A 13,482-nucleotide genomic window follows, 5' to 3' on the forward strand; every position below is an offset into this window, starting at 1 on the left:
GGACCGGTCCCGCCGGTGGCCGCCGCTAATGAGGACACCGCCGGTTGTCGCTGGGACCAGGCGCCGTTGCCTGGCCCCAGAGCCAAGAGACCTTGCAGAAAGGGTGCGGGAACCACCTTGGAAAATTCTTGGCGGGCGGGGCGGCCTGCATTCTGCAACGATGTACCTGAGAGGTACGTTTGCCGCGAAAGGGAACCTGCATGGCCGTGACAATGAACGATGTTGCCCGCGCGGCCGGCGTCTCCCTGAAAACCGTGTCGAATGTGCTCAACAACTATGAGTTCATCAGGCCGGCCACCCGGCAGAAGGTGCTGGACGCCATCGCCGAACTCGGGTACGAGGCCAACCTGACGGCCAGGAGTCTGCGGTCCGGAAAGTCCCGCATGCTGGGGCTGGTGGTGTCCGATCTCTCTGTGCCGTATTACGCGGAGCTCGCCTCCAAGCTCATGACGGCAGCAGCCGCCCGGAATTACCGCGTCCTGGTGGAGCAGTCTGCGGCAACCCGGGCCAACGAGCTTACCGCCCTGCAGGGATCCCTGAGCCAGTTGACGGACGGGCTCCTGTTCACTCCGCTGGTGCTCGATGCGGACGCCGTGGCCGCCGCCCGGCGGGGAACCAAACCGCTTGTCATGCTCGGCGAGCACATCGACGACCCACGGTTCGACCTCGTCACCATGAAGAATGTGGGCGCGGCCAAAGCCATGACGGCCCACCTGCTGGCGGGAGGCCGGCGTCGTATTGCAGTGATTGGTGCCTCCCCGGGGGACAGGGCCGGTTCGCCCGGACTGCGGCTGGCCGGACACCGGGAGGCGTTGGCCGAGGCGGGAGTGGAGTTTGATCCGGCCCTGATTGTGCCTGCGGAATGGCGCCGTGACGGCGGTTCAACGGCCGTCGCACGGCTCCTGGACAGTGGCCGGCCCTTCGACGCCGTCTTTGGATTGAATGATGCGCTGGCTCTGGGCGCGATGCACGAACTGCTGCTCCGCGGGGTCAGGGTGCCCGGGGACGCAGCCGTGGCCGGGTTCGACGACATCGATGAGGCGCGCTTCTCCTCCCCCTCGCTGACCACTGTTGCTCCTGGAATGGACGAGATTGCTGAACGGTCCGTGCAGCTGCTGATCGACCGGATCGAGGGCACTGAGGAGGCCGCCGGGGGCGTGCACGTAAAAGCGGAATTCGGACTGCAGATACGTGCCTCTGCCCCATAGACTTGTTAGCCCACGAAAGGTGCGTCCATGATTGCCCTGCTCATCATCGACATGCAGAACGCGTACTTCGAAGCGCCGGAACTGGCAGCCAAGCAGGAGCGGCTGGTCGCTTCCTGCAACAGGCTGCTGGAGGGATTCACGTCCAACGGACACAAGGCGCTGCTGGTTGGCACCGAGCACGAGCGGGACAAATCCACGTGGACGCTGAACATGCTCGACGACGACCAGGGCTTCATTTTCCGCGGCAGCGAGCAGGCGGAGGCTGTGCCCGGACTCGCCACCGATGGCCTGCCACAGCTGACCAAAACGCGGGACAGTGCCTTCGTGGGCACCAACCTGCTGTCCCGGCTGCGGAACTGGGGCGCCGATGAAGTGGTGCTGGCCGGCGTCTCTACGCACAACTGCATCGCCCAGACCGGAGCAGACGCCTTCGCCCACAACATCCGGGTCACGTACGCGCAGGACGCCATGGCGTCGGAGGACAGCCAGGACGCTGCGGACATGCTGCGCATCCTGTCCAGCACATACCGCCAGCCGGTCGAGTCGAGCGATAAGATCCTCGCCCGGCTCAGCGGAGGGCGGAACGGCCCCGCTGGGGGCCGGACCTGACACTCCTGAAACGTGGTTGAAACGAACGGGGCTTAGTCTGGGTCCCACGCCGACCCGCAGGCCGTTGAAGGGATTCTCATGCATCTGCTGCCTCGTGAGCAGGAAAAGCTCATGATCGTGGTCGCCGCCGACCTCGCCCGCAGGCGCCAGGCGCGCGGACTCAAACTTAACTACCCGGAAGCCGTGGCCATCATCAGCTACGAGCTGATCGAGGGTGCCCGGGATGGCCGCACCGTTGCCGAACTCATGAGCTACGGCACCACGCTGCTCAGCCGGGAGGACGTCATGGAGGGCGTGCCGGAGATGATCCACGACGTCCAGATCGAGGCCACCTTCCCCGATGGCACCAAGCTCGTCACCGTCCACAATCCCATCCGATAGGGGCGCCATGATTCCCGGAGAGTACGTCCTGCGACCTGAACCGCTGGTCATCAACGCGGGCCGGGAGGCGATCGACGTCGTCGTCCTTAACACCGGTGACCGGCCCGTGCAGGTGGGCTCGCATTACCACTTCGCGGAGGCGAACCCGGCGCTGGAGTTCGACCGCGGCGTCGCCTATGGGCGGCGCCTGGACATCCCCGCCGGCACCGCCGCCCGGTTCGAACCCGGCGACCGGAAGACTGTCCGCCTGATTCGGCTGGCCGGCAGCCGGGAGGTCTTCGGCCTCAGCAACGCGGTGAACGGCAGGCTCGACGGCGGCCGGGATGGCAGTGGGCAGACAGGGGAACGCCGATGAGTTTTGAACTGTCCCGCAGGCAGTATGCGGACCTTTACGGCCCGACGACGGGCGACGCCATCCGCCTGGCGGACACCGGCCTGTTCCTCGAGATCGAGAAGGACCTCACCAACTACGGCGAGGAAGTGGTGTTCGGCGGCGGCAAGGTCATCCGGGACGGCATGGGCCAGAACGGCCAGTCCACCCGGGACGGAGGCCCTGACGGCGACGTGCCGGATACGGTCATCACGAACGTGGTGGTGCTGGACTACACCGGCATCTACAAGGCGGACGTTGCGCTGAGGGACGGCCACATCTTCCGGATCGGTAAGGCGGGAAATCCGCAGATCGCCGACGGCGTGGACATCGTCATCGGAGCCAGCACGGAGATCATCGCGGGGGAACGCAAGATCCTCACCGCCGGCGGTGTGGACACACACATCCACTTCATTTCCGCGGACCAGGTGGCCACCGCCCTCTGCAGCGGCGTGACCACCATGGTGGGCGGCGGCACGGGACCTGCCGAAGGCACCAAGGCCACCACAGTCACCCCCGGCAAATGGCATATCCAGCGCATGCTGCAGGCCGCCGAAGGGCTTCCCGTCAACATCGGCCTGCTCGGCAAGGGGCACGCTTCCGCCGTCGAACCGCTGGCGGAGCAGATCCGCGCCGGCGCGGTGGGCCTGAAGGTCCACGAGGACTGGGGTTCCACCACGTCCTCAATCGACACCTCGCTGAAGGTGGCGGACGAGTACGACGTCCAGGTCGCCATCCACACGGACACGCTCAACGAATGCGGCTTCGTGGAGGACACCATCCGGGCCATCAACGGGCGCGTCATCCACACGTTCCACACCGAAGGCGCCGGCGGCGGCCACGCGCCGGACATCATCAAAATCGCCGGCCTGCCGAACGTGCTTCCCGCCTCCACGAACCCCACGCTGCCCTACACCCGCAACACCATCGAAGAGCACCTGGACATGCTCGTGGTGTGCCACCACCTCAACCCGGACATCCCCGAGGACGTGGCCTTCGCCGATTCCCGCATCCGTGCCGAAACCATCGCCGCCGAGGACGTGCTCCAGGACATGGGGATTTTCGCGATCACGTCGTCGGACTCCCAGGCCATGGGGCGCGTGGGCGAGGTGGTCACCCGTACCTGGCAGGTGGCGGACAAGATGAAGAAGCAGCGCGGCGTTTTGAAGGATCCCGACGGCGGGGCGCACGGTTCCGCTGCGGGTTTGGGGTCGGAGAGCGACAACTTCCGGCTCAAGCGCTATGTGGCGAAGTACACCATCAACCCGGCCATCGCCCAGGGCATGGCTGATTCCATCGGCTCCGTCGAGGAGGGCAAGTTTGCCGACCTGGTGCTGTGGGATCCGGCGTTCTTCGGCGTGAAGCCCGAGCTGGTGCTCAAAGGCGGCCAGATTGCCTACGCCCTGATGGGCGACGCCAACGCGTCCATCCCGACACCCCAGCCGCGCACCATGCGGCCGATGTTCGGCACGCACGGCAAGGCCCTGCAGAAGTCGTCCATCACCTTCCTTTCCCAGGCAGCCATCGACGCCGGCGTGCCGGCGGAACTCGGACTGGAGAAGGTCATCCGGCCGGTCTCCGGCATCCGGACGCTGACCAAGGCGGACCTGAAGTACAACGACGCCACGCCCGATATCGAGGTGGACCCGGAGACGTATTCGGTGACTGTGGACGGCGAAGAGGTCACCTGCGAACCGTCGGACGTACTGCCCATGGCGCAGCGGTACTTCCTCTTCTAGGAGCTTTAGATGATCATCGAGAAAGTCCTCGGCAACGTTCACGACTTGCCTGCGGAGTCCTACTTCGGCCTGCACCGGGAGAAAGTGGTGCTGCCCAGCGCCCAGCTGGTCAAGCGGATTCAGCGGGTCACCACTGACCACGGCAACGAGATCGGCATCAGGCTTCCTGCCGGTTCTGCCGACCTCCGCGACGGCGATGTCCTGCACGTGGCCGAAACCAACCTGATCGTGGTGTCCGTGCTGCCCACCGATGTCCTGGTCATCGCACCACGGACCATCCACGAGATGGGCGTCGTGGCGCATTCCCTCGGCAACCGGCACCTGCAGGCACAGTTCTTCGACGCTGCCTCCGAGTACGGCGCCGAGGTCATGGTGTGCGCCTATGACCACACCGTCGAGGACTACCTCAAACACGTCGGAGTGCCCTACGACCGCCAGGAACGCGTGATGCCCGTGCCTTTCCGCCATGCCGACAACACGCACTGATTCCTACCAGATCGCCCTGCGGCAGCTTACTGATTCTTCGCTTCCTACTGGGGCTTTTGCGCACTCGTTGGGGTTTGAGACCTATATCGAGCGGGGGATCGTTTTTGATGAGGGGTCCTTCGGGGTGTGGCTGGCTGCTTTCCTCTCGCAGCAGCTGACCTATTCGGACGCTTTGGCCATTCGTTTTTTGTATGAGGGGGTTTCCGTCCTTGAACTGGATGGGTTGCTTACTGCCCAGCTTTTGCCTCGGCAGGTGCGGGAGGCGAGCGTCAAGATGGGTGGGCGGCTGATTGAGATTGGTGCTGAGGTCTTTCCGTCCGAGGAACTGGACGAGTACCGGGCGCTGGTGAGCGGGGGCCGGGTTGCGGGCCATCAGCCGCTGGCGTTCGCCGTCGTCGCCCGTTCCCTGGGGGTTCCGCAGGAGGAGGCGATTGCCGCGTACCTTTTCGCCGCCGTCACGTCCCTGACGCAAAACGCCGTCCGGGCCATCCCCCTCGGGCAGGCCGCAGGCCAGCGGCTGCTGCGGAACGCGCACGGCGCCGTTGCTGCCGCCGCCGAGCGGGCCGCCCGCCTGACGCCGGACGACTTCGGGGCGGTCAGCCCCGGACTGGAGATTTCGCAGATGAGGCACGAACGCCAGCGTGCCCGCATGTTCATGAGCTAACTGTGCTTTTTTTGACTGAGGAGGACAACATGACTGAACCCATAAAGATCGGCGTCGGCGGGCCCGTCGGCGCCGGGAAGACCCAGCTGGTGGAGCGGCTGACGCGGCACATGAGCGCGGAGATCTCGATGGCCGCCATCACCAACGACATCTACACCATCGAGGACGCCAAGATCCTGGCCGCCAACGGCATCCTGCCCGAGGACCGCATCATCGGCGTCGAAACCGGCGGCTGCCCGCACACCGCCATCCGCGAGGACACGTCCATGAACACCGCGGCGATCGAGGAGCTCAAGCAGCGGCACCCGGACCTGCAGGTGATCTTCGTGGAGTCCGGCGGCGACAACCTCTCCGCCACCTTCAGCCCCGAGCTGGTGGACTTCTCGATCTACATCATCGACGTCGCGCAGGGCGAGAAGATCCCGCGCAAGGCCGGCCAGGGCATGATCAAATCCGACCTCTTCATCATCAACAAGACAGACCTGGCCCCGCACGTCGGAGCCGACCTCGCCGTCATGGAACGCGACTCCAAGGAATTCCGCGGCGCCAAGCCGTTCTGCTTCACCAACCTAAAAACGGACGAAGGCCTCGAGCACGTCATCGAATGGATCCGGCGAGACGTCCTGATGCTCGACCTGTCCCAATGAGCACGATGACGGCGGGAACGCCACCGGCGGCTTCACCCGGCTCCGCCGCCTCTGCTGTGGGGTCGCCGCACGGTGTGCTTGAGCTCGTCATCAGCGAACGTGGAGGCCGCTCCATTGCGTCCCGGCAATTTCACGAAGGGGCACTTCGTGTGCTGCGGCCTCATTATCTCGATGAGTCTGGGCAGGTTTGCTACGTCGTCGTCAACCCTGGCGGGGCTTACTTGGGGGCCGATCTTTACGTCATGGATGTGGAGGTGGGGGACGGGGCCGACCTGCTGCTCACCACGCAGTCTGCGACGAAGATCTACCGGACCCCGGGATCGTTTGCCGAGCAGCGGATGACTGTCCGGCTGGGGGAAGGGGCGCGGCTGGAGCTGGCGCCGGACCAAGTCATCGCCTACCGGCAGGCCAGCTACCGGCAGAACACCCACATCACGGTCCGGCCGACGTCGAGCCTGGTGATGGCGGAGGTGATCACGCCGGGCTGGTCCCCGGACGGGGCGTCTTTCCGGTACGAGGAACTGCGGCTCCGCAACGAGATCCACGTGGAGACCGAGGACGGCACCCGGCTGCTCGCCCTGGACAATCTGCTGATCCGCCCGCCGCTCGACGACGTCACCGGCACGGGCTTCATGGAGGGCCACAGCCACCTGGGCTCGCTGGTGGTGGTGGACGCCCGCGTCGACCAGGCGCTCGCCGACGAACTGCACCGGCTGGCCGAAAAGTTCGACGCCTACACAGGCGTCTCGCTCAGTGCCACAATGGACGGCATCACGGCACTGGTGCTCAGGTCCCTGTCCAGCAGCACCGAAAAACTCAATAGGCTATTAGGGGGCTGCAGCGGCCTTCTCCGCCAACGCTGGTACGGCCAGGCGCCCCTGAATCTGAGGAAGTACTGATGACTGCCTTGACCCAGTTCGCCACCATGTACCGCGAGCGTGAGCAGTTGCCGCTCCGGACGCGCCTGCTGGCCACCTTTGGTGCGGTGGGCATCCTCCATCTTGCCGCCGTCGTGCTCCTGGTTGCCGGTACCGCTGCGTCGGGTCAGCCGCTGGCGTTCGGACTGGTGCTCACGGCGTATCTTGCCGGCATCAAGCACAGCTACGACTGGGACCATATCGCCGCCATCGACAACTCCACCCGGAAGTTCGTGGCCCAGCGTCAGGACCCCACGAGCGTGGGGTTCGCCTTCAGCCTGGGGCACAGTTCCGTGGTGATCCTGGCCGGGGTGCTCGTGGTTTCCGGAGTCTCGCTGGTGGGCAGGTTCATGACGGAGGGCAGCACCGGGAACCTGGTCCTGGGGCTGGTCGGCAGCGGCGTTTCCGGCCTGTTCCTGCTGGCCATGGGGATCTTCAACGGGTCGGCGTTCCTCGGCGCCGCCAGGTCCTACCGCAGGGTCCGCGGCGGCGGAACGGTGCTGCCCGGCGAGCTGGAAGCGAAGGGCTTTGTGGCCCGCCTTATGGCCAAGCCGCTGTCCAGGGTGCGGCGGCCCAGGAACGTGTATGTGATCGGGTTCCTGTTCGGGCTGGGTTTTGACACCGCCACCACCATCGGGCTCCTGGTGATGACGACGGCGGCTTCCCTGGCGGGCGTTTCACCCGCGGCGCTGCTGGCGCTGCCGCTCGCGTTCACCGCAGCCATGACCCTGTGCGACACGACGAACGGCGTGGCCATGATGCGGATGTACAGGTCAGCCATCCACGATCCCGTGCGCAAACTGGGGTTCAACGCCGTCATCACCGGGCTCTCGGCGGTATCCGCGCTTTTCGTCGCCGTGATAACCCTTGGCGGCTTCTTCAGCGAGGCCTTCGCGCTGACGGACCCGCTCACCGCCTGGCTGGCCGGCCTCGATCTGGGCGACGCCGGGCTGCTGCTTGTGGCTGCATTCCTGACGCTGTGGGGAGCGGCCACCCTGAGGGCGCGCCGGAGGGCTGTTTCCTAGGCGCGCGTCGCCTGGCCGCCCAGCTTCGCCCGGAGCCCGCCGATGACCACGTCCAGGCCGAAATCGAAGGCGTGCCCGCCCCGTTCCTCTGACGGTCCCGCATTTCCGAGCGCACGCTTCAGCGTGGGATAGCCCTCCGCCGGCGGGTCCCACACCACTTCCGGCGCCGCCAGGTCCAGGGCCGCGCCGAGGGCAAAGCTGTCGATCGTGGAGATGCCGGCAACCACGTCACGTCCGCGGAAGCCCGCGCTCTCCAGGGCCAGGGCCAGGTCCTCGTACATGCCGATGACTGCCGGATCCGTGATGGACTGCAGCACCAACAGCGGAGCCATCCGTGGATGGCGGGCAAAGGCGTCCCGGTATGCGCGGATCAGGACGCGCAGCGCGCCCTCCCAGTCGTTGTGGTCCACCGGAGGGTACGGCTCCTCGGTGATGATCCGGTGCCGCAGCAGTTCCAGGATCTCGTCCCGGCCGCTGACGTGGTTGTAGATGGAGGACTGGCTGACGCCGATCTTTTTCGCCAGCTTCGGAAAGCTGAAGTCGCCGCTTTCATCGACCAGCTCCAGCGCGGCCGTCGTCAGGGCCTCCACCGATATCAGCGGGAGGAGCGGGCGCCCCATGGAATCTCCTGTCTGCAGCTCTGGAACATCGGAACCCAGCCTAGTCTCCGCCTCCTGCCGGAGCAGCTTTTGCGAAAGGTATTGTGCTCCGCACCACACATCCGCATACTAAAACGAAAGCCTTTCGTTTAGTCGGGCTTCCCAGAAAGGACGGACCAGTGCCGGATATCCAAACCAGACCTCCGGCGTCGTCTGCGGACGGCGCCCTCAAGCGCAATGCCCTGGGCACGGGCGGCATTGCCTTCCTCGTCATTTCGGCGGCAGCGCCGCTGACCGTCATGGCGGGCGTTGCCCCGGTGGCCATCAACGTCGGCGGCATCGGCGCCCCGGCCGGTTACCTGCTGGCAGGCCTCGTGCTCACGCTCTTCGCCGTCGGCTTCATGGCAATGACCCGGCACGTGAAGGCGGCCGGCGGCTTCTACACCTACATTTCACTGGCCATGGGCAAGACGGCGGGACTCGCCTCAGCCATCCTGGCGATCGTCTCCTACAACTGCCTGCAGATCGGCGTATACGGCCTTTTTGCCGTCCAGACCCACGACATGATCAAGGTGCTCTTCGGGCTCGAGGTGCCGTGGCCTGCCATTGCCCTGGCCGCGGTGGCCGCCGTCTGGTTCCTCGGCTACCGGGGCATCGACGTCGGCGCGAAGGTGCTCGGCGTGCTCCTCGTTGCCGAGACCGGCATCCTGGCCCTGATGGGGGTGGGCATCCTCGGCAGCGGCGGCGCGCACGGCATCAGCGCGGGCTCCTTCAGCCCCGAGAACGCGTTCGGGCCGGGCGTCCTGGCCATCCTTGGCATCTGCTTCGCCGCCTTCATGGGCTTCGAATCCACCGTGCTGTACCGCTCGGAGGCCCGCGACCCGGACAGGTCGGTGCCGCGCGCCACGTACATCGCCGTCGGCTTCATGTCCGTGTTCTATGCCTTCATCGTTTGGGCAGTTGTGCAGGCCTACGGCGAAGACCATGCCGCGGAAGCCGCCGGGGAGCTCGCCGGCGGGATGTTCTTCCAGACGATCAACCACTATGTGGGCCCCTGGGCCGAGGTAGCGATGTACATGCTGATCGTCACCAGCGTCTACGCCTCACAGCTGGCCTTCCACAACGCGATCAACCGCTACGTCTACATGCTGGCGCGCGACGGCGTGCTGCCGGCCTTCCTGGGGCAGACCCACCCCAAGTTCAAGTCGCCGCACCGGGCAGGACAGGTGCAGACGCTCCTCGCCGCTGCAGTCATCACCGTGTGCGCAGCCCTGAACGCCGATCCGTACCAGCAGCTGCTGATCTGGGTGAACACGCCCGGGATCTTCGGCATCGTCGGACTGCAGGGCCTGGTGTCGGTGGCCGCCTTCCTCTACCTGCGCCGGAATCCCGACGCCGTCACGCACCGGCTGATGGTCCCGCTCAGTTTGGCGTCGGCCATCCTGCTCTTCGGGGTGGTGCTGTTGATCGGGTTCAACATCGAACTGCTCACCTTCGCCGACGCCCTGACCAACACCATCCTCATCCTGGTGACCCCGCTCGTCTTTATCGCCGGACTCCTGGCCGCCCGCTGGGTGCGCCGCCGCCGGCCGGAAACCTACGCCCAGATTGGAAGCTTCGAAACCCATGAATCCTGATGTGATCATCCTCGCCGGTACCGTCCACACCATGGACGGCCCGCCGTCAGGCAGCGCAGCGCCGCAGGCCGTTGCCGTCCGGGACGGCGTGATCGCCGCCGTCGGAAGCCGTGCGGAGGCGGCCGGCTGGCAGGCCGCGGAGGTCATCGACTTCGGTGACGCCGTGCTGACCCCAGGCCTGGTGGACTGCCACATGCATCCTGTGCTTGGCGTGGAACTGACCCGGGGGTGCGACCTGTCCGGTGCCGCGGACCTGGCTGCGGTGCGCGCGCTCCTGCGTGCCGAGGCGGCCGCAACAGCACCGGACGAGTGGGTGCGCGGCTGGGGGCTGGACCCCAATGTGTTCGGATCCGCTGCCGCCCACCGGGAGCTGATTGAGGACGCCGTCTCCGGACGGCCGTGCCTCATCCGCCTGTTCGACGGGCATTCCGCGCTCGCGAGTTCCCGGGCCCTTGAGATCGCGGGGGTCACCGGTCCGCGTTCCTTCGACCAGGCCGCCGAGGTGGTCTGCGACGGAGGCGGCAGGCCGACGGGGCTCCTGCTGGAGGCGGCCGCCGTCGAACTCGTTGCCCGGCTGATGCCCGCCGAATCCTTCGGAGAGCGGAAGGCACGGCTGGCTGAACTGCTGACCCAGTTTTCACGGTCCGGGCTGACGGGGGCGCACGTGATGGACTGCAGCGACGATTCGCTGGAGCTTTACCGGGCGCTGGAGGAAGAGGCCGACGGCGGTCTGCCGCTGCGCCTGCGGATCTCGCCGTGGTGCATGCCCGGCACCGGTGAACCGGAATGGCGCGCGCTGGCCGGGCAGATCGGCACCGGCGGGCGGCGCTGGGAGGTGGCCGGCATCAAGCTGTTCGTCGACGGCACGGTGGACAACGGAACTGCCTGGCTGTTTGAACCTGATGCCTATGGCGAGTCGGCGGCCCCGTTCTGGCCCCGGCCCGAGGAGTACGCCGAGGCTGTGCGGTACTTCGCCGGGCGCGGTATTCCCACCGCCACGCACGCGATCGGCGACGCCGGGGTGGCCGCGGTCCTGGACGCCTTCGAGTCCCTGCCTCCGGGCACGGGGGATACTCCGGCGTTGCCGGGAGTGCACCGGATTGAACACCTCGAAACCGTACCGGACGAGCTGGTCGGGAGGTTTTCCCGGTCCGGCCTCATCGCCAGCATGCAGCCCACCCACTGCACGCACTACTCCCGCGCCGACCACACGGACAACTGGTCCACCCGGCTCGGCACCGAACGGGCCAACAACGCCTGGCGCTGCGCGGACCTCCGTGCCGCGGGAGCCACGCTGGGGCTTGGCTCCGACTGGCCGATCGCCCCGTTCGAACCGCTGCCCATCCTGGCGGACGCGCAATTACGACGGCGGTCGGGCCGCCCGGGCGAACAGCCGATTGCTCCCGGCCAGGCCCTCACGGCCCGGCAGGCGCTCGAAGGGTACACCTCGCACGCGGCCCGGGCTGCGGGGGAGTGGCAGGTTTCCGGCTCCATCTCAGTGGGCAAGCGCGCGGACTTCACGGTGTTCGACCTGGATCCGCTGGCGGCTGCTCCGGATGACCTTGCAGCGGCCCGGGTCCTGGCGACCTTCGTTGACGGGCAGGTGCAGCACTCCGTAGTGCGGCATCCGGCTTAGGTTGTGACGGGCTCAAGCCGCCTGCGCAGGAGGCAGAACTCGTTACCCTCCGGGTCGGCCAGGACGTGCCACTGCTCGTCGCCGGTCTGCCCGACGTCGGCGGGGCGGGCGCCCAGGGCCAGCAACCTTGCCAGCTCGGCGTCCTGGTCCCGGTCGACGGGGTTGACGTCGATGTGCAGGGGCAGCTTTCCGGTCCGCGGGTCGCTGCTGGGGCTCAGGATGATGGTGGGCTGCAGGCCGCCGAACCCGGCGCCGGGCGGGCCGATTTCGATCGCACCGTCCTCCCGGTCGAGCTCGACGTAGCCGAGGACCTCACTCCAGAACCGCGCGAGCAGCTCCGGGTCGGCGCAGTTGAGGACAAGTTCGCTGATACGGCAAGCCATGAACCCCAGTGTACGGAGACGCCCGGCGCGGATGCGGTAATTTCTGGACCCGCGTGTGGCGGTGCTGGACTGGGGCAGCCCGGCGGCGAGGACATTCCAGGAGGCACTGACCTGCCTGCCCGGTTTCTTAGGCGACGGCTTCCTTAGCCGACTGCGGCGGGCTCCGACGCGTCTTCAGGCAGGTCCGCCAGCAGCTCCGCCGCCGTGGGCGGATTGGCTCCGGGGCGGCGCACGGTGATCGCGGCGGCCTTCGAGGCGGTGCGACCCAGCGTTTCCAGGACGGCCGGTGCCAGGCCGTCCGACCCGCGCGCCAGCAGCCCGTAGATCAGCGCGGACATGTACGAGTCGCCGGCGCCGATGGTGTCGGCCACTGTGGACCGGACGGCCGGCACCACCAGCTGCAGTTCGGCAGTGGCAAGCAGCGACCCCTCGGAACCGCGGGTGACGACCGCCAGCCCAGCACCAAGCCCCAGGATCCGTGCCGCGGTGTCCTCGAGTTGCAGGTCGGGGTACAGCCAGCGGGCATCCTCGTCGCTCAGCTTGACCACGTCGGTGAGCGGGACCAGCTCCTCGAAGATGGTCCGGGCCTCAGCCTGGCTGCCGAGGAGTGCCGGGCGGATGTTGGGATCGTAGGTGACCACGCATTCGCGGTGCGACTGCTCCAGCAGGGTCCTCACCGCTGCCGCGCCCGGAGCCAGGAAGGTTGCAATCGAGCCGGTGTGAAGCACCTTTGGAAGGGACGGCGGGGCTACCGGCGGCAATTCCCAGCGGATATCGAAGTCATAGGTTGCGGAGCCGTCTGCGGCGAGCGTCGCGGTGGCGCTGGCCGTCCTGCCCGGTGTCCTGGAGCCGGGCAGGAGCGTGACGCCCGCGCGCTGCAGGTGCGCCTCAATGGCCCGCCCGCGGTCGTCGTCGCCGATGGAGGTGAGCAGTGCGGTTCGGATGCCGAGCAGGCCCAGCCCGTAGGCAACGTTCGACGGCGATCCGCCCGGGTGCTCAACGGCACCTTCAGCGGAGGCGACGACGTCCACCAGCGCTTCACCGATGACGACGACTTCCGACGTTGCTGCGCGGGCCGCAGAGTCGGCAGTTCCCGCGGTGGCGGTTCCGGGGTTGGAGGTTGGGATCACGGTGGGCCTTTCATGGAGCCGTGCGCCGGGCCCGGGCGGCCCCCCGGCCGA

The 13,482-nt window shown here is 67.0% G+C and carries 15 protein-coding genes; 12 read left to right on the forward strand and 3 right to left on the reverse strand.

All coding sequences use genetic code 11. The annotated features are described in order from the left end of the window. The first annotated feature begins 200 nt into the window (after window positions 1–200). The 10 genes from ACFTSA_RS18625 to ACFTSA_RS18670 all read left to right on the forward strand — a co-directional run bounded on the left by ACFTSA_RS18625 (window position 201) and on the right by ACFTSA_RS18670 (window position 8,046). Entirely contained in the window at window positions 201–1,208 is a 1,008-nt protein-coding gene (locus ACFTSA_RS18625) for a LacI family DNA-binding transcriptional regulator (protein WP_377953157.1), read from the forward strand. A 27-nt stretch (window positions 1,209–1,235) separates the two neighbouring features. After that, window positions 1,236–1,817, forward strand: coding sequence for a cysteine hydrolase family protein (locus ACFTSA_RS18630; RefSeq protein WP_377953158.1), 582 nt, complete (start codon window positions 1,236–1,238; stop codon window positions 1,815–1,817). Window positions 1,818–1,895: 78 nt separating this feature from the next. After that, window positions 1,896–2,198 carry an urease subunit gamma gene (locus ACFTSA_RS18635; protein WP_331575130.1) on the forward strand — a complete coding sequence of 101 codons (303 nt, stop codon included), beginning with the start codon at window positions 1,896–1,898 and terminating at the stop codon, window positions 2,196–2,198. A 7-nt stretch (window positions 2,199–2,205) separates the two neighbouring features. Continuing rightward, window positions 2,206–2,553 (forward strand): urease subunit beta, encoded by a 348-nt coding sequence (locus ACFTSA_RS18640; protein WP_377953159.1) that lies wholly within the window; start codon window positions 2,206–2,208, stop codon window positions 2,551–2,553. Further along, window positions 2,550–4,307, forward strand: coding sequence for an urease subunit alpha (gene ureC / locus ACFTSA_RS18645; protein ID WP_377953160.1), 1,758 nt, complete (start codon window positions 2,550–2,552; stop codon window positions 4,305–4,307). Before ACFTSA_RS18640 ends, ureC begins: the two co-directional genes overlap by 4 nt. Window positions 4,308–4,316: 9 nt before the next feature. Further along, the gene (ureE, locus tag ACFTSA_RS18650) at window positions 4,317–4,793 is read left to right on the forward strand and encodes an urease accessory protein UreE (RefSeq protein WP_377953161.1); all 477 of its coding nucleotides are present in this window, start codon (window positions 4,317–4,319) and stop codon (window positions 4,791–4,793) included. Continuing rightward, window positions 4,774–5,457 (forward strand): urease accessory protein UreF, encoded by a 684-nt coding sequence (locus tag ACFTSA_RS18655; protein ID WP_377953162.1) that lies wholly within the window; start codon window positions 4,774–4,776, stop codon window positions 5,455–5,457. The genes ureE and ACFTSA_RS18655 overlap by 20 nt, the downstream gene beginning before the upstream one ends. A 29-nt stretch (window positions 5,458–5,486) precedes the next feature. Further along, window positions 5,487–6,104: an urease accessory protein UreG gene (gene ureG / locus ACFTSA_RS18660; protein ID WP_377953163.1), complete on the forward strand. Its 618-nt coding sequence runs from the start codon at window positions 5,487–5,489 to the stop codon at window positions 6,102–6,104. Window positions 6,105–6,109: 5 nt separating this feature from the next. Continuing rightward, window positions 6,110–7,003 carry an urease accessory protein UreD gene (locus ACFTSA_RS18665; RefSeq protein ID WP_377953184.1) on the forward strand — a complete coding sequence of 298 codons (894 nt, stop codon included), beginning with the start codon at window positions 6,110–6,112 and terminating at the stop codon, window positions 7,001–7,003. Continuing rightward, on the forward strand, window positions 7,003–8,046 hold the full coding sequence (locus ACFTSA_RS18670; RefSeq protein WP_377953164.1) for a HoxN/HupN/NixA family nickel/cobalt transporter: 1,044 nt from the start codon (window positions 7,003–7,005) through the stop codon (window positions 8,044–8,046). The genes ACFTSA_RS18665 and ACFTSA_RS18670 overlap by 1 nt, the downstream gene beginning before the upstream one ends. Here ACFTSA_RS18670 and ACFTSA_RS18675 read toward each other — a convergent pair. Beyond that, the gene (locus ACFTSA_RS18675) at window positions 8,043–8,666 is read right to left on the reverse strand and encodes a TetR/AcrR family transcriptional regulator (RefSeq protein ID WP_377953165.1); all 624 of its coding nucleotides are present in this window, start codon (window positions 8,664–8,666) and stop codon (window positions 8,043–8,045) included. The two genes, ACFTSA_RS18670 and ACFTSA_RS18675, sit on opposite strands and share 4 nt — an antisense overlap. A 158-nt stretch (window positions 8,667–8,824) precedes the next feature. Between ACFTSA_RS18675 and ACFTSA_RS18680 the strand changes: the two genes are divergently transcribed. Together ACFTSA_RS18680 and ACFTSA_RS18685 are read left to right on the forward strand one after the other, a co-directional pair. Next, complete coding sequence (locus ACFTSA_RS18680) at window positions 8,825–10,282, forward strand: APC family permease (RefSeq protein WP_377953166.1); 1,458 nt, start codon at window positions 8,825–8,827, stop codon at window positions 10,280–10,282. Then, window positions 10,272–11,918 (forward strand): amidohydrolase, encoded by a 1,647-nt coding sequence (locus ACFTSA_RS18685; RefSeq protein ID WP_377953168.1) that lies wholly within the window; start codon window positions 10,272–10,274, stop codon window positions 11,916–11,918. The genes ACFTSA_RS18680 and ACFTSA_RS18685 overlap by 11 nt, the downstream gene beginning before the upstream one ends. Here ACFTSA_RS18685 and ACFTSA_RS18690 read toward each other — a convergent pair. Together ACFTSA_RS18690 and ACFTSA_RS18695 are read right to left on the reverse strand one after the other, a co-directional pair. Beyond that, window positions 11,915–12,301, reverse strand: coding sequence for a VOC family protein (locus ACFTSA_RS18690; protein WP_377953169.1), 387 nt, complete (start codon window positions 12,299–12,301; stop codon window positions 11,915–11,917). The two genes, ACFTSA_RS18685 and ACFTSA_RS18690, sit on opposite strands and share 4 nt — an antisense overlap. 143 nt (window positions 12,302–12,444) lie before the next feature. Next, entirely contained in the window at window positions 12,445–13,347 is a 903-nt protein-coding gene (locus ACFTSA_RS18695) for a carbohydrate kinase (RefSeq protein ID WP_377953186.1), read from the reverse strand. Window positions 13,348–13,482 lie beyond the last annotated feature (135 nt).

Origin of the sequence: Arthrobacter sp. NPDC057013 (assembly GCF_042674585.1) — a bacterium.
GTDB lineage: Bacteria > Actinomycetota > Actinomycetes > Actinomycetales > Micrococcaceae > Arthrobacter.